The following is a 22,007-nucleotide window of genomic DNA, read 5'->3' on the forward strand; positions in this document are numbered from 1 at the left end:
GCATGACGTTCGGCTTGCCGACCTTTGCCCCACTCAACCCTCGCCCACCATGCCCAAGCTCATCCAAACGCCCGAAACCACCTACCGCGTCCACTTCCAGGACTGCGATATGCTGGGCCACCTCAACAACGCCCGTTACTTCGACTATTTCCTCAACGCCCGCGAAGACCACACCACCGAGCACTACCAGCTGAACATGGGCGAAATAGCCCGCGAGCAAAAAGCCGGCTGGGTCATCACCAAGCACCACATCAGCTACCTCAAGCCGGCCCGGCAGGGCGCGCGCGTCCGCATTCTGAGCCAGCTCATTCACTTCGACAACTCCAACCTGGTGCTCGAAATGCAGATGCGCAGCGAAGACGGCCTGCGACTGCTGGCCCTGCTGTGGTCGGAAATGGCCTTCGTGAGCATGCCCGCCGGCACCCGCACCGACCACTCCAACGCCATGATGGACCTGCTCGACGACCTCGACGTGGAAGATGTAAGCTACGACCCCGACGGCTTCGACGAACGGGTGAAGGAGGTGCGCCAGCAGCTGAAAAAGCAGCGGCGCAACGCGGGCAGCGACGAGTAGCGGGCCCCTGCGCCACCTGTCATTGCGAGCGCAGCGCGGCAATCCGCCCTGTCAGAGCCAGACACGTCTTTTTTAACCAGAACCTTAGGTCCGCGAAGCTAAAGCCCCGGCACTGCGCAGTGCCGGGGCTTTTTTAGAGTAGTAGGTTAGCCGCTGAGAACAGGACGGATTGCCACGGCCTGCGGCCTCGCAATGACCGGCGGCGCAGGCTGCTGCGGGTGACGGCCTGTTAATTAAACGAATACCGCAAACCCACTTGGCCCTGCCAGCGCGAGCTGATGGGGTCGACCTGCCAGGGCGCGCCGGTGGGGTTTTTGAACTGGTACACGGGCCGGTTGTTCTCGATGCGCACGAAGTCGAGCAAGGCGTAGCCCGAGTTGTTGATGTTGGGCACGAAGTACTGGCGGCCCCAGTCGTTGTTCAGCAGATTGCCGAGGTTGAGCACGTCGAGGGTGATTTCGAGGCGCTGAGTGCCGGCCTGGGTGAGGGGCAGCTTGGCGGTGAGGCGCAGGTCGAGCTGCTGCGTCCAGGGGGTGCGGGCGGCGTTGCGTTCGGCATAGCTGCCGCGGTGTTCCGACAGGTAGGGGTCGTTGCTGATGTAGGTCTCGAGTTGTTCGTACTGCTGCTGCGCCGACACCGGCGCGCTGCCCGTGATGTCGGCCAGCACGATGTCTTCGCGGGTGCGGGGGATGAACAGCAGGTCGTTTTTGGCCGAGCCGTCGCGGTTCACGTCGCCCTCGTACACAAACGAGAACGGGCTGCCCGAGCGCACGATGTACACCAGGCTGGCGCCCAGGTTCACCTTCTTCAGGTTCAGGTTGTAGTACACGTTGCCGATGAACTTGTGGCGCAGGTCGAAGTTGGAATAAGCCAGGGCCGGCGAGTTGGCCACCAGGGCCTGGTTCCATTCGTAGTTGGCGGCTGGCGACACGCGCACGCCGTTCACGATGTCCTTGCTCTGGCCGTAGCTGTAGCCGGCGGTGGCCTCCAGGCGGTTTTGCACGCGCTTGGTCAGGGTGAAGGTGGCGTTGTAGTTGTAGCCCTGGTTGGTGTTGCTCATCACAAACACGTTGGTGAAGGCCGGGTCAATCTTGGCCGCGTTGCCGGTGTTGGTGAAGTAGGGGCGGTTGTCGGCGCCCGCGAAGGTCGATTTGGCGTCTTTGAAATTGATGGACTGAAACAGCATGCCCGTCACCACTTTCGAGTACAGCCCCTCGGCCGTAAAGGTGAAATCGTGCGGCAGCTTCACATCAAACGCCAGCGTGGATTTCCAGTCGCGCGGCAGCTTGAAATCGTTGTCAATCAGGTTGATTTCGGCGAGGCCGGGCTGCACGGCCTGCAGCGCCGAAAGGTCTTCGGCAATGCGCAGCCCGCCGGTGGGGCGGTAGTCAATGTTGTTGTAGCGGTTGCCGGAGATGTAGTGCGCGTAGGCGTACCACACAAACGGGATGCGGCCCGTGAACAGCCCCGAGCCGCCGCGCAGCTGCACGGTGCCGGCCTCGTTCAGCTGGTAGTTAAAGCTCGCGCGGGGATTGAGCTGCGGCACCCCGCCAAACTTGTTCTGGTAGGGCGCAAACTCCGGGTTCTTGAACACGGCCGGGTTCGCGGGCACCTTGTCGGGGTGCAGCTGCAGGTCGAGGCGCAGGCCCAGCTGCACGTTCAGGCGGTTGGTCACGCGGTAGTCGTCTTGGGCGTAGGCGCTGAGCAGCAGCACCCGGTAGTTGGCCGAGGGCGTGGCCTTGTTATAGGCCACGTCGTTGTTGTCGGTGTTGTACACGCCGCGCACGCGGTTGGGGCGGCTGGCCAGAAACGCATCCACCGACGAGTACTGCCAGCGCCCGTTAAAGGCCGTCAGAAAACGGTACTCGATGTTGTTGAGCTCGTTGGACGTGCCGAAGGTGAAGGTGTGCTTGTTCTTGAACAGCGTGAGGTTGTCGGTGACCTGCGTGGTGTTGAGGCTGGTGCCGTACACGGCAGCCTCGCGGTAGGTGCCGGCGTAGATGACCGTGGAAGCGTTGTAGTTGATTTCGAGGTGCGGAAACAGGCGCCCGTCGTAGCTGCGGTTTTCGTTCACGGTGTTGAAGCCCACAATCAACTGGTTGGAAACCTGGTTGCTGAAGGTGCTTTTCAGCTCGGCCACCAGGCTGTTGGTGCGGCTGTGGTGTCGGAACCCCTGGTTGCCGTAGTTCAGCACCGTGGGCGAGCGTTCGAGGTTGTCGGCGAAGCCGGTCACGTAGTTGTCGCGCAGCGTGAGGCGGTGCTTGTCGGAGAGGTTGTAGTCGAGGCGTAGCAAAAACTTGTCGCTGTTGCGCTTAATGGCCGCGTCGCCGAAGGTGCCAGGGTCGTAGCCATACTGCGTTTTCAGGAAGTCGCTCACCTGTTGGGCCACCGCCAGCGGCACGTTGGTGCCGGGCGCGCCGGGCGCGAAAGACACGGGTTCCTCGCGGCGCTGCAGCTCGTAGTTGCCAAAGAAAAACAGCTTGTTCTTGATGATGGGCCCGCCCAGGCTGGCGCCCGACTGAATATCATAGTAGTTCTCGATGGGCGTTTTCAGCCCGTCCACGCTTTTGCCCGTGATGGCCTGGTTGCGCCCGTAGCTGTACACGCTGCCCGCCAGGCGGTTGGTGCCGCCCTTGGTCACGGCGTTGATGTTGGCCCCGGTGAAGTTGCCCAGCGCGACGTTGAAGGGCGACAGCACCACCGAAATTTCATCAATGGCATCGAGCGAAATGGGCTGGGTGCCCGCCAGCGCACCCGGCGTGCCCGCCGCCACCGTGCCGCTGGCCCCGCTGGCCGGCTCCTGAAAGCCGAGCACGTCGTTGGTGGCCATGCCGTCGATGCTCAGGTTGTTAAACCGGTAGTTCGAGCCGCCAAAAGAGTTCTTGTTGCCCTGCGGCAGCAGCTTGGTGAGGTCGCCGAGGCTGCGGTTCACGGTGGGCGTGTTCTGGATGGCCGTCTGGCCCAGGTGGTAGGCCTGGCCGTTTTTGTCGGTCGTGAACGGGTCGCTCTTGTTGGCCGTCACCTGCACGCCGCCCAGCTCGGTGGCCGCCTCCACCAGCGCAAAGGTTTGGCGGGCCACCTTGCCCAGGCTCAGGTACAGGCCCTCCTGGGTTTCGGGGCGGTAGCCCACAAAGCTCACCTGCACCTGGTAGGGCCCGCCGGGCGTCAGGTTGGTGAGCAAAAACTTGCCGCCGGCATCCGACTGCGTGCCGCTGCGGGTGCCCGTCGGCACGTGGGTCAGCAGCACCGTAGCCCCCGGAATGGCCTCGCCGGTCTGCCCCACCACTTGGCCCTCGAAGGCGCTGGTAGTCTGTTGGGCGAAGGTGAGCAGGGGCAGAAAGGCAGTGAGTAGAAGGAGTAAGAAATGCTTCATGTAGAGCGGTAAAAGGGCCATTGAATCAAAACGGACGGTCCTGCTCATCAGGAATCCGCGCAGCCGACGCATCTCGCGTGCGCGGCAGAATCCCACCTCCTAACCCCCTCTCCGCCGGAGAGTGGGCACCGGATGTGCTCCTGACGGAAATCGTCTGGTTCCCCTCTCTTGTGAAGAGGGGCGGGGGTGAGGTTCCGGCGTCGGGTATCACCGGCCCAGCGTGTGAAAAGCGAAGTAGAAGCCCGCGCTCAGTAGCGCCGCCACCGGCAGCGTGAGCAGCCACGACAAGCCAATCTTGGCAATCTCCCGGGAGTTGGCCGTGCCGTTCACCAGCCCAATGCCGTAGATGCTGCCCACCGACACGTGCGTGGTGGACACGGGCAGGCCGAATTTGCTGGCCACAATCACCAGCAGGCTGGTAATGAAATTGGCCGTGAAGCCCTGGCCGTGGTTGAGTGAGGAAATCTTCTTGCTCATGGTGTCGGCCACTTTGCGGGCGTTGAGCAGGCCGCCAACGGCCATGGCCACGGCCAGAATGAGCACGTTGACGGGCATGGCGAAGAACTTGCACACCAGCAGCAGGCCCACCAGTTTGGGCGTGTCGTTGAGGCCGCGGGCGAAGCTCATGGCGGCGGCGCTGGCGTAGTGCAGGTTGTTGATGAGCGGCTGGAACCGGACACCCAGAAAGGAGCCCTGGTACAGGTTCTGGCACTCGGCCGAGGTGCCCGTGCTGGCCTGCAGCGTGGGCAGCGTCGTGAAAGCCACCGTGGGCGCCGAGGCCACCGGCACCCACACATCGCCCACGCACACGCACGATTCCTCGGTGATGCCGGCCGCCCGCCGCCCTTGCCGGAACAGCACGTACACCAGGCTGCCCACGCCCACCGCCAGCACCGGCCCCAGCACGAGGGGCAGGAAAAAGGTGGCGCCCAGCTTGGCAAAATTCACGGCCGTGCCCACGGCCACCAGGCCGGCGCCCACCAGCGCGCCAACCAGCCCGTGGGTGGTAGAAACGGGAAAGCCAAAGCGCGTGGCCAGCAACACCGTGACGCCCGCCGCCAAGGCCACCGACAGGATAAAATCAACCGACTGAATGACTTCATCCGGCACCAGCCCCTTGCCCGAAAAATTCTTAATCAACTCATCGGCGAAGAAATACGAGCACACCGAGCCGGCAAACGTGGCCACCGTGGCCAGCACCAGGGCCGGGCGGTAGGCCAGCGTGCCGCTTCCCCAAAGGGTGGCCACGCCCTTAAAATTGTCGTTGGCGCCGTTGGAGTACGTGAGCAGCAGCACCGCCAAAAAGAGGAAAAGCAGCAGCATAGAAAACGCATAAGGACGTAAGCAAAAGCCCCCCGCTGGAGGCCAGTGGGGGGCTTTTGCTGCACAACTTACGACGCATCCTGCGCCGCCGGTTTGGCAATGTTAAGAAATTGTGAATCCGGGCCGCGCCAGGCGGCTAGCGCTGGGCCCAGGCGTTGTCTTTCTCATTGGCATCCATGAAGATGCCGCCGTCCAGACGCACTGATTTCACATCTTTGGGTACGGTGATGGTAGCCTGCTTCTGGTTGGCCTGCCACACGGCGGGCGACTGGTGCAGGGTGGCCTTGCTGCCGTCGGCGTACTCCACTTGCATGTCAAACGGCACGGCGAAACCGCCAATGTTTTGCACCGTCACGGTGGGGCCGCTGGCCGTCACAGCAAGGTCGATGTAGTTGTTGGTGAAGAACCAATTGTTGAAAAACCAGCTCAAATCCTGGCCGCTGGCGTTGCTCATGGAGTTGAAATAATCCCACGGAATGGGGTGCTTGCCGTGCCAGCGGTCCATGTACTCGTGTAGGCTTTTCTTAAACAGTGCGTCGCCCAGCATGTCCTTCAGGGCGAAGTAGCTGAGCGAGGGCTTGCCGTAGGCGTTGTTGCCGTAGCCCGACTTCAACTCGTTGCTGGGCGTGATGATGGGCAAGTCCTGGGGCGTGGCAATGTTGTTAATCCAGTTGCTCACGCGGAACATCTTATAGAACTTGTCGGCCGTTTCGGCCCCGTTTTCGGCCGTGTTGATGAGGCGCTCAAACGTGGTGGCCCAGCCCTCGTCCATGTAGGCGTAGCGGCTTTCGTTGATGCCCATGTAGAACGGGAACCAGGTGTGCGCGATTTCGTGGTCCTGCACAAACTGCGCGAATTTGGGGTCCTTCTGCGGGCTGTCGTTCACCATCATCGGGTATTCCATGTCGGCAAAGCCCTGGAAAGCCGTCATTTTCGGGAACGGATATGCCACGCCCGGCCAGTTATTGGGGTTCGAAAACCAGCCCAGCGCAAACTGCCCGTTTTTCACCGACTCGCGGAAATCCACCGTCGAGTCGGCATAGGCGGCCTGCATGCTGGCGCGGCGCTTGGCCTTGGCATCCACGATGACGCTGGCGGCATCCCACACGTAATGGTCGCTCAGGCCCACAGTCACGTCGGAAATGTCCCTGGCCGTCCACACCCAGGTGTTCATGGCTTGCTGGGCCGTGATGTTTTTCTTCGCCAGGTCGGCGGCCGTGGCCACGTGAATCACCTTGTCGCTGGTCATCGACTGCTTGAGGCGCTTGGCAGCGTCCTTCTGCAGCACCTGGTCGGGGTTTTGCAGCGTGCCAGTCGCCCACACAATGTAGTTGGCCGGCGCCTTCACGCGCAGGGTGTAGTCGTTGAAGTCGTTGTAGAACTCCTTGCTGTCGACGAAGGGCAGCCGGTCCCAGCCGGCGTAGTCGTCATACACCGCAATGCGCGGGTAGAAGTAAGCCAGGAAATAAGTGGTGGGGTCAATCATGCCCTCGCGGCCGCTTTCCACCGAGATGGGGAAGTGCCAGGCCACGGCAAATTTCATTGAGTCGTGCGGGGCCAGCGGGCGGGGCAGGCGCACGCCCGGTGCGGTGCCCAGGTTGGCGGGCATCGGCTTGAGCTGGCCGGCCACCAGCAAGGTGTCAATCACCACGCCGCTGGTGAGGTAGTCGGGCGAGGCATCGCCGTCGCGCGAGGCGCCGGGCTTATGAATGTTTTGGATGATGCGCAGCACCACCTGGCGCAGCGTATCGGGGCTGTTGTTATAGTAGGTGATGGTTTCGCGGCCGCGGATGTCGCGGGCGGGCGGGGCGGCCTGCACGGTGATGTCGTATCGGGCGCGGTTTTGCCAGTACTTGGGGCCGGGGCGGCCGTCGGGGCTGCGGGTGCCCTTGGCGAAGGCCGCTTTGATGTCGCGCGGCATGTAGAGCGGCGTGGTTTGGGCGGCGGCCGTGTCGGCCAAGCCGCCCAGCAGGAGAGCAGTGAGGAGGGGTTTTATCATAGTGGAGACAGACGGTGGCAGGAGCATAGCCGTTGCAATGTAGCGTGGCGCGAAAGGGAAAACCTCACCCCGGCCCCTCTCCCTAGGAGAGGGGTGCCTGCCGATTCACATAGCTCATGCTTTAGCCTGTATTGCGTCACCTCATTCTCTCCCAGTCGGCGCACAAGCTAAAGCCTTTGCCACAAGCCCACGCCGCCGTGGCCCCCGAAGAATGCTTGGTCGCATTCCCCCAAGGAGAGGGGCCGGGGGTAAGGGCCCGTCGATGCAATTACCCTGTTTAGCGGCACAACGCCCGGCTGCATCTTTTGCAGAAAAGCCGGCCCGGCTTGAAGCGTAATTTTCCAGCTTAAAGCCGCCCTATGCCCGTTTTAAATCTGAAAACAACCTGGCTCAGCCTGCTTTGCTGGTTGCTACTGCTGGGCCCTGTCCGCGCCCAAACCACCGTTGCGAAGGAAGACACCATGGCCGTGGATACTACCGCGGCCGTCCGCGACGACTCCTACCGCCTCGAAGTGGGCTACACCACGCTCAGCAGCATTTCGGGCCAGGTGCGCAAGGTATTCGATACGCGCGGGCTGGCCGAAGACCTGCCCGACGTGGTCGAAAACCTCAAGGCCATTCAGTATACCCTCAAGCAAAAAGGGCAGGTAGTCGACATCAAGCACCTGCAGATGTGCCAGCTCATGCTCAGCACCATTCAGGACGAACTAGGGGAGTGGCGCACCGACCTGGCCGCGGCCAACCAGCAGTTGGCCGCCATGCAGGGCCGCCTGCGCAGCATTGCCCCGCCCCCCGCCCGCGCCGCTACCCTCGATGCCACCACGCTGGCCCTGGCCCGCTCCGACTCGGCGCTGTGGGCGCGGCGCCAGCGCATTGCCGGCCTGCTCGAAAAGCGCTACCTCAAGGTGAAGCAGCTGCAGACGCAGGTGGCCGCCAGCTACATCCAGGGCATGGAATTGCAGGACGAGGTGGGCGACCAACTGCGCCGCTACAGCCGCACCAGCGCCAAGCTCAACTACCCGCCGCTGTGGGACGCCGAAGCCACTCCCCCCATCCCGCCCGACCCCAAAGCCCGCAAAGCCGGCCAGTACCGCCGCGAAATCATCAACTTCTACTTCGCCCACAACTGGGACAACTGGGCCTATATGGCCCTCATCGGGCTGGTTTTCTACGGCTGGGTCACGTTCAACTACCGCCGGGCCCGGGCCGAGGGACTGGTCATCACCGAGCCATTCCGCTACCTGCGGCCGGGGCCGGTGGCGGCCACGCTGGTGGTCATGTTCAGTTTGGCGCCGGCCCTGGAATTGCACCCGCCGCCCATCTACCTGTCGCTGCTGCAACTGCTGTTGTTGGTGGCCCTCACGGCGGTGTTTGCGCGCAGCTGGCCGCGGCGGCCGTTTCTGGGCTGGCTGGGGCTGGTAGTGTTTTTTGTGTGGCTGAGCATTACCAACGCCAACGCCACCACCGGGCTGGGCGCGCGTTGGGGGCTGCTGGGGCTTAACGGGCTGGCCGTGGGCATCGGGGCGTGGCTGCTGTGGCGGCTGCGTGCCACGCTGGCTCAGCTGCGGTTTCTCATTCCCGTCACCGGCCTGTTCATCGGGCTCAATGCGCTGGCCATGCTCTGCAACGTGGTGGGCCGGCTGAGTTTGGCCAAGATGTTCAGCACGGCGGCCATTTTCGGGCTCACGCAGGGCATCGGGCTGGCGGTGTTTATTGAGCTGTTCACCGAAGCATTCCACCTGCAAATCCTGTGCAGCCGGGGCGCCACGGGCGCCACTTCGGCCTTCGACTACGATAAAATCGAGGCCAACCTGCTGCGCCTGCTCACGGTGCTGGCTGGGGCGCTGTGGTTGGTGGTGTTCACTTCCAACCTCAACATCTACAACCTCATCTACGGCTTCTTCGAGCGCCTGCTCACCACACCGCACCTGCTGGGCAGCACCGAATTCACGTTCGGCAACATCGGGCTGTTTTTCGTTATTCTCTACATCTCGGCCTTATTGCAGCGCTACATCGGCTACTTTTTTGGCGACGTGGGCACCGACGACAGCGTGGATGCGCGGCAGCGGGGCTCGTGGCTGGTGGCGCTGCGGCTGCTGCTGGTGCTGGTGGGCTTCGCGCTGGCCACGGCCGCCACGGGGCTGCCGCTGAGCAAAATTGCCATTGTGTTCGGGGCGCTCAGCGTGGGCATCGGCCTGGGCTTGCAGAGCATCGTCAACAACCTGGTGTCGGGCATCATCCTGATTTTTGAGCGGCCCTTCCACGTGGGCGACTTCATTGAGGTGGCCGGCAAGGCAGGGCGCGTGCACGACATCGGCATTCGGTCCAGCAAGCTCACGTCCGTGACGGGCTCCGAAATCATTGTGCCCAACGGCGACCTGCTCTCCAACCACGTCATCAACTGGACGCGCACCAACGACCACATCCGCACCGAGCTGTCCTTGAAGATGACTTCCGAAACTGCCGACTTGCAAGCCAACCTGACCACCGCCCGCGAGCTCATTCAGGAGGAAATCAAAACCAGCCCCTACACCCTGCACCACCAGCCGGCCGAAATCCTGCTCAGCAGCATCAACGGCCAAGTATACGAGCTTAAGGTGCTGTTCTGGATTAGCAACATCCGCCAGGAGCAGCTCACCAAGAGCGAAATTCTGTCCGGCATCTACCGGCGTTTTGTGAACAAAGGGTTGCAATTGAGCTAAGACTCCGCGCGCCGGTGGCCGGGTGCCAAAGCGCTGGCGATTCCCTAAATTACCAGCCGGTTAGGCCCGCGGCCGGAAGGCACCGGCCCGCACGAAACCCCGGCGCCATGATATACCAAGTAACGTTGCCGCACCCCGCTTTGCAGCCTTACGTGAAGGAATATCTGCTCTGCGACTTTGATTTCAGGGGACTGCCCGAAATTCCCACCAAGCTGCTGCCGGCGCGCGCCGAGCAGAGCATCATTTTCTATCCGGGGGAGGCCTTCACCAAGGTGAACACCGACCTGAACAAGCGGATGGTGATGCCCCACACGCTGCTGCAGGGCCAGCCCCTCACGGTGTGGCACCACCACTACCCGCGCACGTTCAGTCTGGTGAAGGTCATTTTTCAGCCGGGCGGGCTGTTTCACCTGCTGGGCGGCGCGCCGATGGCCGAATTCACGGACGCGGCCATCGATGCCGAAGCCGTGTTTGGGAAGGAGATGGGCGAGCTGATACAGCAGCTGATGAACACGGCGCGCTACGCCGAAATGCTGGCCGTGGTAGATGCCTACCTGGTGCAAAAATTTGCCCGGCTGCGCCTGCGCCACGAGCCCATCGACCAACTGGGTCGCTGGCTGCACACGGCCAGCCCGGCCGTGTCGCTCGACTACCTGGCCCGGCAAGCCTGCCTGAGCTTCCGGCAGTTTGAGCGCAAGTTCCGGGAGCGGATGGGGGTGAGCCCCAAGCTGTTTATGCGGATTGCGCGCTTCAACCGAGCGTATGCCCTGAAGGAAGCCGCACCCGCCCGCGACTGGCTCGACGTAGCATTAGCCTGCGGCTACGCCGACTACCAGCACATGGTGAAGGATTTCAAGCAGTTTGCGGGCGTCACGCCCACGCTTTTTGCCGAGGCGGAGGCGCGCGCGCCGGAGCACATTTTGCTGCTGCGCTAAAGATGTCGCTTTTTGACCACTGTGCCCCTCGAGGTAGGATATAGATTTGCTGCTATAATTCACTATTTCAGCAAACGCCATGGAAATCGAATCGCGACGCACCGCCCTCAAAGCCCTTTCCGCCACGGCCATCGGCATGGCCCTGGCGCCCCACCTTGCGCTGGGCGCGGCCCCGGGCGCCCCGAAAAAGCCCTTTGTGCTGCGCCTGGCCGATGCCCGCGCCGGCGAGCACTACCACCTGATGGGCTTCGACCTGTTTCTGAAAGTGTCGGCCAAAGACTCCGATGGGCAGATGTCGATGTTTTCGGGCGTCTACCGCAAGCACGACGGCCCGCCGCTACACGTGCACTACGAGCAGGACGAGGAGTTCTACATCACCGAAGGCGAGTTTCTGGTGCAGGTGGGCGAGGAGCGGTACACGCTGAAAGCCGGCGACCTGATTTTTCTGCCGCGCAACATCCCCCACACCTTCCTCACGCTGAGCGACACGGGCCGCATGGTGTTTATGACCCACCCCAGCGGCAAAACCGAGCAGCTGTTTAAGCAACTGGCCGCGCTGCCGCCCACGGCCACGCCGGACGACGCGCAGAAAATCCACATAGCCAACCAGTGCCGCATCGTTGGCCCGAAGCTTACTGTGGGCTAACTGCACACAGCCCTGCAAAAGTGCGCACGCCCGGGTGCTGAGCGGCAGGCGGCGCCCGGGCGGCAATCAAAGCGCCGGCGCTGCTACTTTCGCGGCACCCGGCTGCAGTATGCCGGCAACGGGCCGCCGAGGGCCCAACCCGGCAGCAGGCAGCACACTCATGCACAAACGGTTTTCATGGGCAGCAGTGAGTCCCCGGCTTCTTTCGTGGCTGGGCCCCTTGCTACTCCTCAGCGCCTGCCAGCGGCCCGAAGATGCCGTGGTCAACATCAAGGGCAAGCAGTACCACCGCACGCCGGCCGAACTAGCCCAGGGCCAGCTTACGCCCACGCTCCACGATGCCGACTACCAATTGGTGCTGGACATGGCCATGCTCAGCGCCATCGTGTATTCGGGCGTGAAGGCTCCCAACCACCGGCCCGACTACCGCCAGGACACCGCCAAGTATGCCGTAGAGCGCCGCGAGCTAGCCCGCCGCGGCTGGCAGCCGTTTCCTTTCACTGACACTTTAGTGGCCCCGGCGCGCCAGCATCGGCTGGGCGGCATGGTGTATGACGTGTGGGTGCAGCAGCGCACCGGCGCCCGCCCGCTGGCAGTGCTGGTGTTTCGGGGCACCAACTACCTGGAGTTTGCCGACTGGGTGGCCAACACCCGACCCGTCACCAACTGGCCCCGCCTGTGGGACCAGTACGAGCAGGCCCGCGCCCTCACGCCGGCGGTGGCGGCCCGGCTCGATGCGGCCTTTGGCGGCCAGGAGCGCATCATGGCTGCCGGGCACTCGCTGGGCGGCGGGCTGGCCCAGCACGCGGGCTACACCTGCCCGCGCATCGAAAAGGTGTTTGCCTTCAACTCGTCGCCACTGACGGGCTATTTCGACCTCACCCGTAAGGAGCGGCTATTCCACGGCAGCCAGCGCCGCACTTTTCTGGTGTATGAGAGCTACGAGGTGCTGGCCTTGTTTCGCTTCGTGCCCACATACCTCGACCGGTTTCGGAACTTGGACATCGTGGCGGTGCGCTACAATTTCACCACCGGCCTCGATTCGCCTTCGCCGTTCCGGCAGCACGCCATGCAGCGGCTGGTGGCCGGGCTGCGCGGGCGGAAATAGACAAAAAAGAGGCCGGCCGTAGAAACGACCAGCCTCAGACCCAACCGCACATACCTTCTTCACAAACGGGGCCGACGCGCTTAGGCGTTTGCATTATGCTGCTTGGCTGATGCAAAGGTCAGCTACCACCGCAGCCAGGAGGCACGCAATCGACAAAGCGGCGCATTGTCTCGCCTAAAGTGGTTGTCGGTCGCGCTGCTAAGTGGGCGGCTGCATCAAAGAAAAGCCCCGCCCGGATTGACGGACGGGGCTTCTTTGCGAAGCGGTGTGGTTGCTACTCCAGTGTCACGCGCTGCGTCACCACAGGGTTGGCATCGGCTTGCACGCTGAGTGTGTAGAGGCCAGCTGCCAGCCCGGTGATGGATACTTCGGTGGCCTGCCCGCGGAACGACGCCGTGCGTACGGCCTGGCCCAGGCTGTTGCGCAGGGTGTAGGTGGCAGCCGTGGCGGGGCTGGCCAGCTGCACCTGCAGCAGCTGCCCGCCAATGAGCGGGTTGGGGTAGGCCGAGAAGGCCTGGGCTGCTGCGGCAGTTTTGGTGCCCAGCACGTTGGTATAGGTGCCGTAGAAGTTTCCGCCGTAGTCGCGGGCGTGGTCGCGCCACACGGTGTGGTAGTGAATCTGGCTCGAGTATATCACCCCATTCTGGCACACAAACTCAATCCAGACGGTGGGCCCGTCGATGCGCGCGTAGTCGCCGCTGGTGGTGAAGTTGCCGGTGCCGGAGTAGGCGATGTAGGTGCCGGCCAGCTCGTTGGTGTATTTGGTCATCAGGCTGGCGGCCGTGGCGTCGTCGGAGTCCTGCACCCAGGGGCGCATGGCTTCCACCACCAGCGCTTGCTGCGCGGCCGTGAGGGTGTTCACCGCCAAACCCACCTTGGTGGCCGGAAACTGCCCGTTTCCGTTCGGGCCCAGCACCACGTCGCCGAAGCTCTGGCTGAGGCGAGCCGTGGTTTTCTGAGCGGCCGTGAGGCCGTTGAGCATGGCCAGCATGGCTGCGCCTTCGTTCGACAGCGGCGCGCACACCGTGCCGGCGGGCAGCACGTTGCTGTTGGCCGTGGTGAAATTCAGCGGCTCGGTGCCCTCAAACTTGGGCGTGGCGCCTGTCACCTGGCCGTTGCCGTAGGTGATGTTGGTGGCCAGGTGGTGCCCGCCGAACTGCAGCTGCCAGGTGCCCGTGAGCGAGGGCGTGCCCAAAAACGCAATCAGGTACACGCCGCTGCCGTAGCCGCCGCCCCCGCCGTTGGCCGCCAGGTTGTCGTCGGCCGCGCGCAACTGCTGAATCTCGTTGAAGCCGTCGCCGCTTACTGTGCCCGTGGCGGCCTGCACCACGGCCAGTGCCAAGGCTTGCTGAGCCGCGGTTAGCGCATCGAGGCGCAGGCCGATGCGGTTGGTGGAGTTCACCGGTAGGTTCGACCACTTCGTGACGGTTGTCGAGTTGTAGGCCTGTAGCAGCGTGGCTTGCTGCGTGGCGCTCAGCGAGGCGATGAAGGCGTTGGCCGCATTCACCACGTCGCTCACCGCGGCCGTCGATTGGGTGCCTTTCAGGCTTTTGAAGGTGCTGAGCGTTGCGGGGGCTGCCGGGGCCGCGGCCGTAGCCGTGTAACTGAGTGGTGCGGCTGGCTCAAAGAAGCTAGTGGCCCAATCATAGGCCGATACGGCGAGCGCAAGGGGCGCTGCGAGTAGGAATTTGTTCATGATAGAGAGTGGGATTAAAAAAGAAAATCAGTGCTGCACGCTGAAGCACGGCAGTTAGAATAAAGGCTGAGCGGCCGTTCGGCGCTGGCGCTGGAAGCTGACCACGGCCGCCACCGCCAGCATTGCCAGCAGCCAGGGCGCGTGCTGCGCCAGCCGCGCCACCAGCGCCGTGAGCGGGTTGGCGTGGGCGGAAATGCGCTCCGCAATCCAGGCCAGGGCCGCCACGCCGGCGGCCACCGCCCCGGCCATTCGCACGGCAGGGTAGCTGGGCGTCTGACTCAGCAAAAGCAGCCAGGGCACCGTGAGGGCAATGACGAACAGCTGCATCAGCTCGATGCCGAGATTGAAGCCCAGAATGCTTACCGCCATGGGCCCGGCAGGCAGGTTTAGCTCGGCCAAGGTGCTGGCGAAGGCCAACCCGTGCACCAGCCCGAAGCCTGCCGCCACCCAGCCCTCACGCCCCGGAAACAACGGCCGCACCGCGTGCACCGCCGACACCAGAATGGATACTGCAATCAGCACTTCCACCAGCTGGCCGGGCAGCCGCAGCCAGCCCAGCGCCCCGGCCAGCAGCGTAACGGAGTGCCCCAGCGTGAAAGCCGACACCACCAGCAACAGCCGCCGCACACTGTAGCGCGTGCCACCGAAGCGGCCCCAGCGCTCGCCCTTGCCAAGCAGCAGCGGCGCCGGCAACAGCAGCACCAGTAGAAACAAGAGGTGGTCGGTGCCCTCGGCAATGTGGCGCACGCCCAGCCCCACCATGCCCCGGAAGCCGGCCCACCACCCGTCGCCCGCCTGGCTGATAAACAGCGGTGGCACCACGTTATTCACCACGTCGAGCCGCACCACGCCCACGTCGATGGGCCGCTCGGTGCCTACGCGGCCCACTTCCCAGTCGCGCCGCACCGACACCAGCGCCACGTGCGTCACCAGCTGATGCACAATCACGTCGTACTTAAAGGTGAAGGCGCGGGCGGTGGCGCCGGCCGGCGGCGTGAGCCACAGCTGGGCCGTGAGCTCCTGGTAGGGGCCGGTGGCCGTTTGCTCGGCGTTCTGAATGCGCAGCTCGCGCACGGCCACGGCCCAGGGTTGGCCGTCGGGCGTTTCGGGGCGCACGTGCTGTTGGATGTAGGCGCGCAGCTCGGGGCCGAGGCGCTGCACCAGCGTTTCGGGCTGTTGGGTGAGGTTTTGGCCAAAGGCAATTTCCAGCTGGCCTAGGGGCAGCTGCACCTCAGCTGCCACGCCGCCGGGGTGCAGGTCGAGCAGCACCACGGAGTTGGGCATGGGGTGAGCCCAGGTGGGAAAGTTGCTCAGCAAAAGCAGCAAACAAGCCAACCCACGAAACAGGCGCAAAGGGCAGAGGAGAGGGCGAAGACAGCGCAGCGTTGGCATAAGGCAGAACACGAAGTGCCCGATAGTTTCTCAAAGGTGCCTGCCGCTACCTGGCACCGAAAACGCACTCGGCGGTTTAGCCGCCAGCGCCGACCATTGGCCACCTGTAGCCGACTGCTTCCAACGTTTGCTGCACGTGTGAGGCTTTAAGCACTGGAAGCCTGAGCAATTGCGCTGCAGCTGCTTCCATTAGATGGCCAACTCCCTTCTTGAAATGATTACCACTTTACTTTTATGCTTTTCTAAGCTCTCAGCCGACATCCGGGCGGCCGGCTGGAAATAACCAATAACCCGCCGCCCGGGCACCCGTACTACTGTTCTGCTCGGAGCAGGGGTGGAGAAGCTTTAGTTGTTGATTTCTAATATGATTCACATTGTGTACATGAGCCGGGCCGTACGTCCGCTCTCCGACCAGGACCTGCAGGAGCTGTTGATGCAGTGCCGCCGCGACAACGCCGCGCACAACGTGACCGGCGTGCTGTTCTACAGCCACGGCAACATCGCTCAACTCATTGAAGGCGAAAAAGAAGTGCTGGAGCCCCTGTTCGAAACCATCTCGCGCGACGGGCGCCACTCCAACGTAATCAAGCTAGTGGACAAGCCCATCACCGTGCGCAGCTTCTCGGACTGGTCGATGGCGTTTCATCCCCTCGAACCCAGCGGCTTCGAGGCCCTGCAGGGTTTCCTGCTGCCCCACCACCTGCCCCCGCCCCCCAGCTCGCTCAGCATCGCCGATTCCTTGTTGGTTGATTTGGTGAAGCTGGCGGTGTTTGGGGCCGAAGAAGTCCCGGCCGGTCTGGGGGCGTTGGATGCGTAGAAGCCCAATCGTTTCTGCGCGTCAGTGCGGCGCATTCGGCGCCAATGCGGGCGCTTACCCACGGCGGCTGCCTACCTTTGGCCATGCGTGAGCAACAACTTCGGGATATTTTAGGGCACATGCCGGCCGGAGTCGCCACGCTGCAAGGAGCGGAGCTGCGCTACGGGTTTGTAAACGAGGCCATGCAGGCCGTGCTGGGCCCGGCCGTGCGCGAAGGCGATGCCGTGGCCGAGCACCCGGGTGCCATTCCGACCGATTTGCTGGAGGTGATGCGGCAGGTGTACGACGCCGACCGTCCCTTCGTGGCCAAGGCCTACTGCCTGCCCCTGCCCACCACGGCCGACGAAAAGCCCGCGCCGCGCTACTTCGACATTGCCCTGGAGCCCGTGCACGAGGGCGACGGCCCGGTGAGCGGCCTGCTGCTGTTTGCCGTGGATGTGACGGTGCAGGAGGAGGCCCGGCAGCGGGCCCACCACCTGTCCATCGAAACCCGCCGCCTCGACACGCGCCTGCGGGTGCTGACGGAAACTGTGCCCCAAATCACGTTCACCGTCGATGCCGACAGCCGGTTTGAGTACGTGAGCCCGCAGTGGTACTACTTCACCGGCCAGCCGCCCACGGCCGACCTGAACGCCATATGGCCCCTGCTTATTCACCCCGACGACCGCCTGCGCGTGCTCTACCAGTCCGACACGGCCCGGGCCAGCGGCGTGGGCTGGAGCTACGAGTACCGCCTGCGCCGCCACGACGGCCAGTACCGCTGGATGCTGAGCCGCGCCCTGCCCGAGCTGCACGCCCCCGACCAGGCCGTGTTCTGGCACGGCGCCCTCACCGAAGTGCACGACCAGCGCGAGCTGGCCGATGCCCTGCGCCGCGGCGAGGCTGAGCTGCGCTTCCTGGCCGACAGCATACCTGAGCTCATCTGGACGGCCACGGCCGAGGGCTTTATTGATTACTACAACCACTACACCGGCGAGTACTCGGGCCTGACCAAGGAGGAGCTGGGGCCTACGGGCTGGATAAACCTGCTGGAACCCAGCGAGCAGGCCGGCGCGGCCCGGCGCTGGGTGCAGAGCATAGCCACTGGCCTCCCTTACGAGGGCCTGTTTCGGATGCGGCGGCATGACGGGCGCTACCGCTGGCACATCATCCGGGCGCGGCAGCTCACCGACGAGCGGGGCCCGCGTTGGTTCGGTACCTGCACCGATGTGGACGACCAATACCGCCTGCGCGAAGTGCTCCAAACGCAATACGACGAGCTGGCCCGCACCAACCGCGACCTCGACACCTTTGTGTACACGGCCAGCCACGACCTCAAGCAGCCCGTGCTGAACCTGCGCGGCTTGTTTGACGAACTGCGCCGCTCGGCGTCCTTCGATGACCCCGAGGAAGGCGAAATTGTGGGCATGCTCGACGAAGCCCTGCTTCAGCTCGACATCACCCTGCAAGACCTGGCCGCCACCGTGCAGGAGCAGCGCGGCCTCTCGGCGCCGGTAGAAGCGCTGGACCTGCGCAGCGTGGCCGACGAAGTGCTGCTAGGCCTACGCGCCCAGGTGCAGGAAGCCGAGGCCACTGTCAGCCTGGACTTTGAGGCGGCGCCCACGCTCACCTACGGCCGCGCCAACCTGCGCTCCATCCTGCACAACCTGTTCAGCAACGCCCTCAAGTTTGCCGACCCCGCCCGGCCGCTGCACCTCACGGTGCGCAGCTCCCTAACCGACGCCGGCCAGCCCGTGCTCACCGTGCAGGACAACGGTATGGGCATGGAGCTGCCGGGCCGCCCGGCGCCGGTGTTCCAGCCGTTTGCCCGGCAGCATCCGCACATTGCCGGGGCCGGCGTGGGCATGTACCTGGTGCAGCGCATTGTGGCCAGCCGCGGCGGCCACCTGCAAGTAAGCAGCACGGTGGGTGAGGGCACCACCTTCACCATCCATTGGTTTGAGAGCTGAGGGCCGAATTTTATATCAACCACTGGCCCGGAAAGGGCGTACAGAAAAAGCCGGACCGTTTCCGGCTTTCTTCTTTTATATCCTCCCTTTCCACCATGAGCATTTTCAGCAGCGACAAACTCAAGGGCAAGAAAATTGCCATTATCGCCACCGACGGCTTCGAGCAGGCCGAACTCGACGAACCCAAAAAATACCTCGAAGGCGAAGGCGCCGAAACCCACGTCATCTCCCTCAAAAGCGGCTCCATCAAGGGCTGGGACGGTCCTAACAAAGACTGGGGCAGCAAAGTCGACGTCGACAAGGTCATCACCGACGTGCAGCCGGCCGACTACGACGCCCTGGTGCTTCCCGGCGGCCAGATGAACCCCGACATCCTGCGCACCAATAAAGACGTGGTGAGCTTCGTGAAGCAGTTCGCCGGCTCGGGCAAGGTGCTGGCCGCCATCTGCCACGGCCCCTGGCTGTTGGTAGAAGCCGATGTGGTGCGCGGCAAGCGCGTCACGAGCTGGCCCAGCGTCCACACCGACCTCAAAAACGCAGGCGCCCTCTGGGAGGATTCCGAAGTAGTGACCGACCACGGCCTCATCACCAGCCGCAAGCCCGAAGACATCCCCGCTTTCAATAAGAAAATCGTGGAAGAAATGCTGGAGCCCCAGCACGGCGGGCATAACTAAACAACGGATAGTCTGGGCGTCGTCTGTCATTGCGAGGCGTAGCCGAAGCAATCCGTCCTGTTAGGACCAGACCTGCCCTTTTACCAGAAAGCCCCGGCACCACTGCGGTACCGGGGCTTTTTGAATTGGGCTTTGTCACGTTAATAGGCTGGTTGCGGCTAAGAGGACGGATTGCCGCGCTTCGCTCGCAATGACAGATGTTACTTCTTGAATGACAGACGCCGGCCCTATTTCTGGCTCGCAATCCACTTATAAATATCCGTCGGCGTATCGGGGTTGAAGGCGGCGGACGCAGCTTCGGCCGGCGTGTTGCTGGCGAACTGCAAGGCGTGGTTGAGGTTGGGGTAGCGCAGCTCCGCCACGCGGGCGTTGTTGCGCAGGCCTTTGCGCAGGGCCGTTAGATTGGCAGTGGCGTTCACCTGCTGGTCGGCCTCACCTTGCAGTAGCAGCACGGGGCATTTCACGCCGGGCAGGGCAGGCTGCGGGTCGAAATTGAGGTAGCTGCGATATGTGGGGGTGGTGAGGGTTTGCACGCTGGCCTGCAGGTCTTGGGGCGCAATGCCGGGATAGCGCTGGCGCAGCATGTTGCCCAAAATGGCCTGGGCCTGGCCATTGTCAGGGGTTTGGCGCACAATTTCGAGCATGGCCCGCTGCTGCTTGAGGAGGGCTTCCTCGTCGCGGCGCATGGCGGCTTTCTGGCGCAGGCGCTGCTGGTCGAGGTAGGTTTGCACCTGGGCGGCGTTGGAGCCGTGCAGGCGCATTTTGGCGGCTTCCTGCTCGGCGGCCACCATTTCGAGGCGGTACTTGCGCGCGCGTTGGGCGTCGGTCGAGTCATTGCCCAGCACCTTGCCGTACATGGTGGGCTGGCTGGCCAGCACTTCGCGGCCGGTGAGGCCCGCCGCGCCCATGGCTACTACAAACGTGGGCGCCAGCGGCTGCGCACCGGCCAGCAGGGCCACGTTGCCCCCTTCGCCGTGGCCAATGAGGCCGAGGCGCGTCACGTCGACCTGGGGCCGGGTGCGCAGGTAGTTGAGGGCCGCAATGGCGTCGGCAGTGCGCTCGGCCAGCGTGGTGGTGGCGGCCGAACCGCCAGAGCCGCCCAGGCCCCGCTCGTGCAGGCGCAGCACTATCACGCCCTGGCGCACCAGGTATTCGGCCAGGCTGCTCAGCAGCTGGTTGTTGGCCGAGTTGGGGTCGCTGGCGTCCACGCCGCGCTCGGGCAGCAGCACCGCCGCCGGGAAGGGGCCCTGGCCGGTGGGCAGTCGCAAGATGCCGTTGAGGCGAACGCCGCCGGCGGGGCTGGTTACGGCCACGGCTTCTACGCGGTCGAAGGTGTTTGCAGAAGCTCCCAAAACGGGAGCCAGCGACAAAAGGCAGCTGAAAAAGAGGGTAAAAAGGCGCATATAATTCCTGCTTAGGGCTAAACGGCGAATGACAATCAGCCAGCCGGTGCCCGTAGCAGGATTACTCAAATTTCATCTATCAGCGTGATTACTAAAAGATAAATAAGTTAAACCTGCCGCTTTGGCCGACTTACTGGCAAATTCGCCCGATGAAAGAAACGAGATTCTCCCTAAGTCGGATTTTGTTCCCAATATGAGATTCAAGATGTTGGCTAAACAATGATTAAATAAGCGGTATCCAAGCCTGCCCTTGCCAGTGCAATAGACACCACACAGCCGCATCAAACACCAGCAGAAAGCCGCCCTGCACCCACAGCGCCCGGCCAAAACCATCCAGGCGCGCCGCATTGGCTTGGCCCGGCACCGCCGCCAGCGCCCGCAGGTAAAAGCCCGTCATCACGTAGGCCACGTCAAGCCCCGTGTTGAGCAAAAAGAGGTTTTCGTTGTGCAGCTGCTCCGCCACCAGCTCGGCCAGCCGCAGGCCCGGCGGCGAGGTAAAGCGCAGGTGCAGAATGCCCCAGCAGGCCAGCACGGTGTTCACCAAGCCCCAACCCACGTTCATGCCGTGGAAGTAATAGGGCACAAAGCGGCGGTCGGCCCGCCGCAGTAGGATGCCGCTCACCAGCAGGTTGAGCAGGGCCCAGGCGGCCAGCACGGCCAGCGCCCGGCCCAGCAGCATTTCGCGGGCGTGGTCCAGCGCCGCTACGTCGAGCCCGGGCATGCGGGCCCGCTATTTTTTGAAGCCCAGCCCCAGGTACAGCTGAAAAACCTGGTTGCGGATGTTGTTGTCGCCAATGGCCGCGCCAGTGGTGGAGTTGTAGCGCACCACCGTTCCGTCCTTGTATACCTTGCCCAGGCTCCAGTCGAAACGGGCGCCCACTTTGGCAAAGCCCAGGCGGGCTTCGGCGCCCACAATGCCGCCGTAGTCGAGGCTGTTGAAACCGTTGTCTTTGATGCTTACGCTGAGGTCGCCGTTGCGCACGTTGGTAAGCAGCGACACCTGCGGCCCCACGTGGATGCTGAGCGTTTCGGTGATGTTGCCCACGAAGAGGATGGGCAGCTCGAGGTAGTCGAGGCGGGTGTCGCGCGTGGCGGTGCCCAGGTAGTCGGTGCGGTAGCCTTTGCGCGAGTATAGCAGCTCCACCATCAGCGAAGCAAAGTTGTTGAACCCGAACTGGCCGTACACGCCCGCGTGAAAATCCTTCAGGTTGTCGCGGTTGGTAAACAGGCTGGTGCCCGTGCCCTGAATGCTGGCCAGGTTGTAGCCGCCCTTGATGCCGAAGCCGGTGTTGCGCGATTCCGTGCCGTCGCCGGCCGTGTAATCAGTTGACGAGCCCACGCCAGGGCCCTGCTGGGCCTGCACGGCCGGCGCCAGGGCCAGCCCGAGCGCCAGGGTGAATAAGGTTGTTTTCATGC

General features: G+C 63.5%; 16 protein-coding genes. 8 read left to right on the plus strand and 8 right to left on the minus strand.

Annotated elements, in window-relative coordinates; genetic code table 11:
* The first annotated feature begins 49 nt into the window (after positions 1 to 49).
* The gene (locus I2I01_RS09275) at positions 50 to 574 is read left to right on the plus strand and encodes an acyl-CoA thioesterase (protein WP_196286164.1); all 525 of its coding nucleotides are present in this window, start codon (positions 50 to 52) and stop codon (positions 572 to 574) included.
* Positions 575 to 803: 229 nt separating this feature from the next.
* Here I2I01_RS09275 and I2I01_RS09280 read toward each other — a convergent pair whose 3' ends face one another.
* From I2I01_RS09280 to I2I01_RS09290, 3 genes are all read right to left on the minus strand, one after another.
* On the minus strand, positions 804 to 3,947 hold the full coding sequence (locus I2I01_RS09280; protein WP_196286165.1) for a TonB-dependent receptor: 3,144 nt from the start codon (positions 3,945 to 3,947) through the stop codon (positions 804 to 806).
* 207 nt (positions 3,948 to 4,154) lie between these two features.
* Complete coding sequence (locus I2I01_RS09285) at positions 4,155 to 5,270, minus strand: inorganic phosphate transporter (protein WP_196286166.1); 1,116 nt, start codon at positions 5,268 to 5,270, stop codon at positions 4,155 to 4,157.
* A 136-nt stretch (positions 5,271 to 5,406) separates the two neighbouring features.
* Positions 5,407 to 7,269, minus strand: a complete 1,863-nt coding sequence (locus I2I01_RS09290; RefSeq protein WP_196286167.1) for a M1 family metallopeptidase — start codon at positions 7,267 to 7,269, stop codon at positions 5,407 to 5,409.
* A gap of 359 nt (positions 7,270 to 7,628) precedes the next feature.
* On the opposite strand from I2I01_RS09290, the gene I2I01_RS09295 reads away from it, so the two are divergent.
* The 4 genes from I2I01_RS09295 (at position 7,629) to I2I01_RS09310 (ending at position 12,660) form a co-directional block, all read left to right on the plus strand.
* Positions 7,629 to 9,971 (plus strand): mechanosensitive ion channel family protein, encoded by a 2,343-nt coding sequence (locus I2I01_RS09295; RefSeq protein ID WP_196286168.1) that lies wholly within the window; start codon positions 7,629 to 7,631, stop codon positions 9,969 to 9,971.
* A gap of 107 nt (positions 9,972 to 10,078) precedes the next feature.
* Positions 10,079 to 10,906, plus strand: a complete 828-nt coding sequence (locus I2I01_RS09300; RefSeq protein ID WP_196286169.1) for a helix-turn-helix domain-containing protein — start codon at positions 10,079 to 10,081, stop codon at positions 10,904 to 10,906.
* A gap of 79 nt (positions 10,907 to 10,985) precedes the next feature.
* The gene (locus tag I2I01_RS09305; protein ID WP_196286170.1) at positions 10,986 to 11,552 is read left to right on the plus strand and encodes a cupin domain-containing protein; all 567 of its coding nucleotides are present in this window, start codon (positions 10,986 to 10,988) and stop codon (positions 11,550 to 11,552) included.
* A gap of 220 nt (positions 11,553 to 11,772) precedes the next feature.
* The gene (locus I2I01_RS09310; RefSeq protein ID WP_196286171.1) at positions 11,773 to 12,660 is read left to right on the plus strand and encodes an alpha/beta hydrolase family protein; all 888 of its coding nucleotides are present in this window, start codon (positions 11,773 to 11,775) and stop codon (positions 12,658 to 12,660) included.
* Positions 12,661 to 12,934: 274 nt separating this feature from the next.
* Here the strand turns inward: I2I01_RS09310 and I2I01_RS09315 are convergent, their stop codons facing one another.
* Both I2I01_RS09315 and I2I01_RS09320 read right to left on the minus strand, forming a co-directional pair.
* Complete coding sequence (locus I2I01_RS09315) at positions 12,935 to 14,356, minus strand: DUF3500 domain-containing protein (protein ID WP_196286172.1); 1,422 nt, start codon at positions 14,354 to 14,356, stop codon at positions 12,935 to 12,937.
* A 54-nt stretch (positions 14,357 to 14,410) separates the two neighbouring features.
* Positions 14,411 to 15,640, minus strand: a complete 1,230-nt coding sequence (locus I2I01_RS09320; RefSeq protein ID WP_196286173.1) for a HupE/UreJ family protein — start codon at positions 15,638 to 15,640, stop codon at positions 14,411 to 14,413.
* 472 nt (positions 15,641 to 16,112) lie between these two features.
* Here I2I01_RS09320 and I2I01_RS09325 point away from each other — a divergent pair, with 472 nt between their 5' ends.
* The 3 genes from I2I01_RS09325 (at position 16,113) to I2I01_RS09335 (ending at position 19,188) form a co-directional block, all read left to right on the plus strand.
* The gene (locus tag I2I01_RS09325; protein ID WP_196286174.1) at positions 16,113 to 16,565 is read left to right on the plus strand and encodes a BLUF domain-containing protein; all 453 of its coding nucleotides are present in this window, start codon (positions 16,113 to 16,115) and stop codon (positions 16,563 to 16,565) included.
* A gap of 119 nt (positions 16,566 to 16,684) precedes the next feature.
* Positions 16,685 to 18,514 carry a sensor histidine kinase gene (locus I2I01_RS09330; protein ID WP_196286175.1) on the plus strand — a complete coding sequence of 610 codons (1,830 nt, stop codon included), beginning with the start codon at positions 16,685 to 16,687 and terminating at the stop codon, positions 18,512 to 18,514.
* Between the two features lie 95 nt (positions 18,515 to 18,609).
* The gene (locus I2I01_RS09335; protein WP_196286176.1) at positions 18,610 to 19,188 is read left to right on the plus strand and encodes a type 1 glutamine amidotransferase domain-containing protein; all 579 of its coding nucleotides are present in this window, start codon (positions 18,610 to 18,612) and stop codon (positions 19,186 to 19,188) included.
* Between the two features lie 227 nt (positions 19,189 to 19,415).
* Here I2I01_RS09335 and I2I01_RS09340 read toward each other — a convergent pair whose 3' ends face one another.
* The 3 genes from I2I01_RS09340 to I2I01_RS09350 form a co-directional block, all read right to left on the minus strand.
* Positions 19,416 to 20,540, minus strand: coding sequence for a CocE/NonD family hydrolase (locus I2I01_RS09340; RefSeq protein WP_196286177.1), 1,125 nt, complete (start codon positions 20,538 to 20,540; stop codon positions 19,416 to 19,418).
* A 274-nt stretch (positions 20,541 to 20,814) separates the two neighbouring features.
* Positions 20,815 to 21,312: a DUF6992 family protein gene (locus tag I2I01_RS09345; protein ID WP_196286178.1), complete on the minus strand. Its 498-nt coding sequence runs from the start codon at positions 21,310 to 21,312 to the stop codon at positions 20,815 to 20,817.
* 9 nt (positions 21,313 to 21,321) lie between these two features.
* On the minus strand, positions 21,322 to 22,005 hold the full coding sequence (locus I2I01_RS09350) for a porin family protein (RefSeq protein ID WP_196286179.1): 684 nt from the start codon (positions 22,003 to 22,005) through the stop codon (positions 21,322 to 21,324).
* Between the last annotated feature and the right edge of the window lie 2 nt (positions 22,006 to 22,007).

This window comes from Hymenobacter properus (assembly GCF_015694735.1).
Classification (GTDB): Bacteria; Bacteroidota; Bacteroidia; order Cytophagales; family Hymenobacteraceae; genus Hymenobacter; species Hymenobacter properus.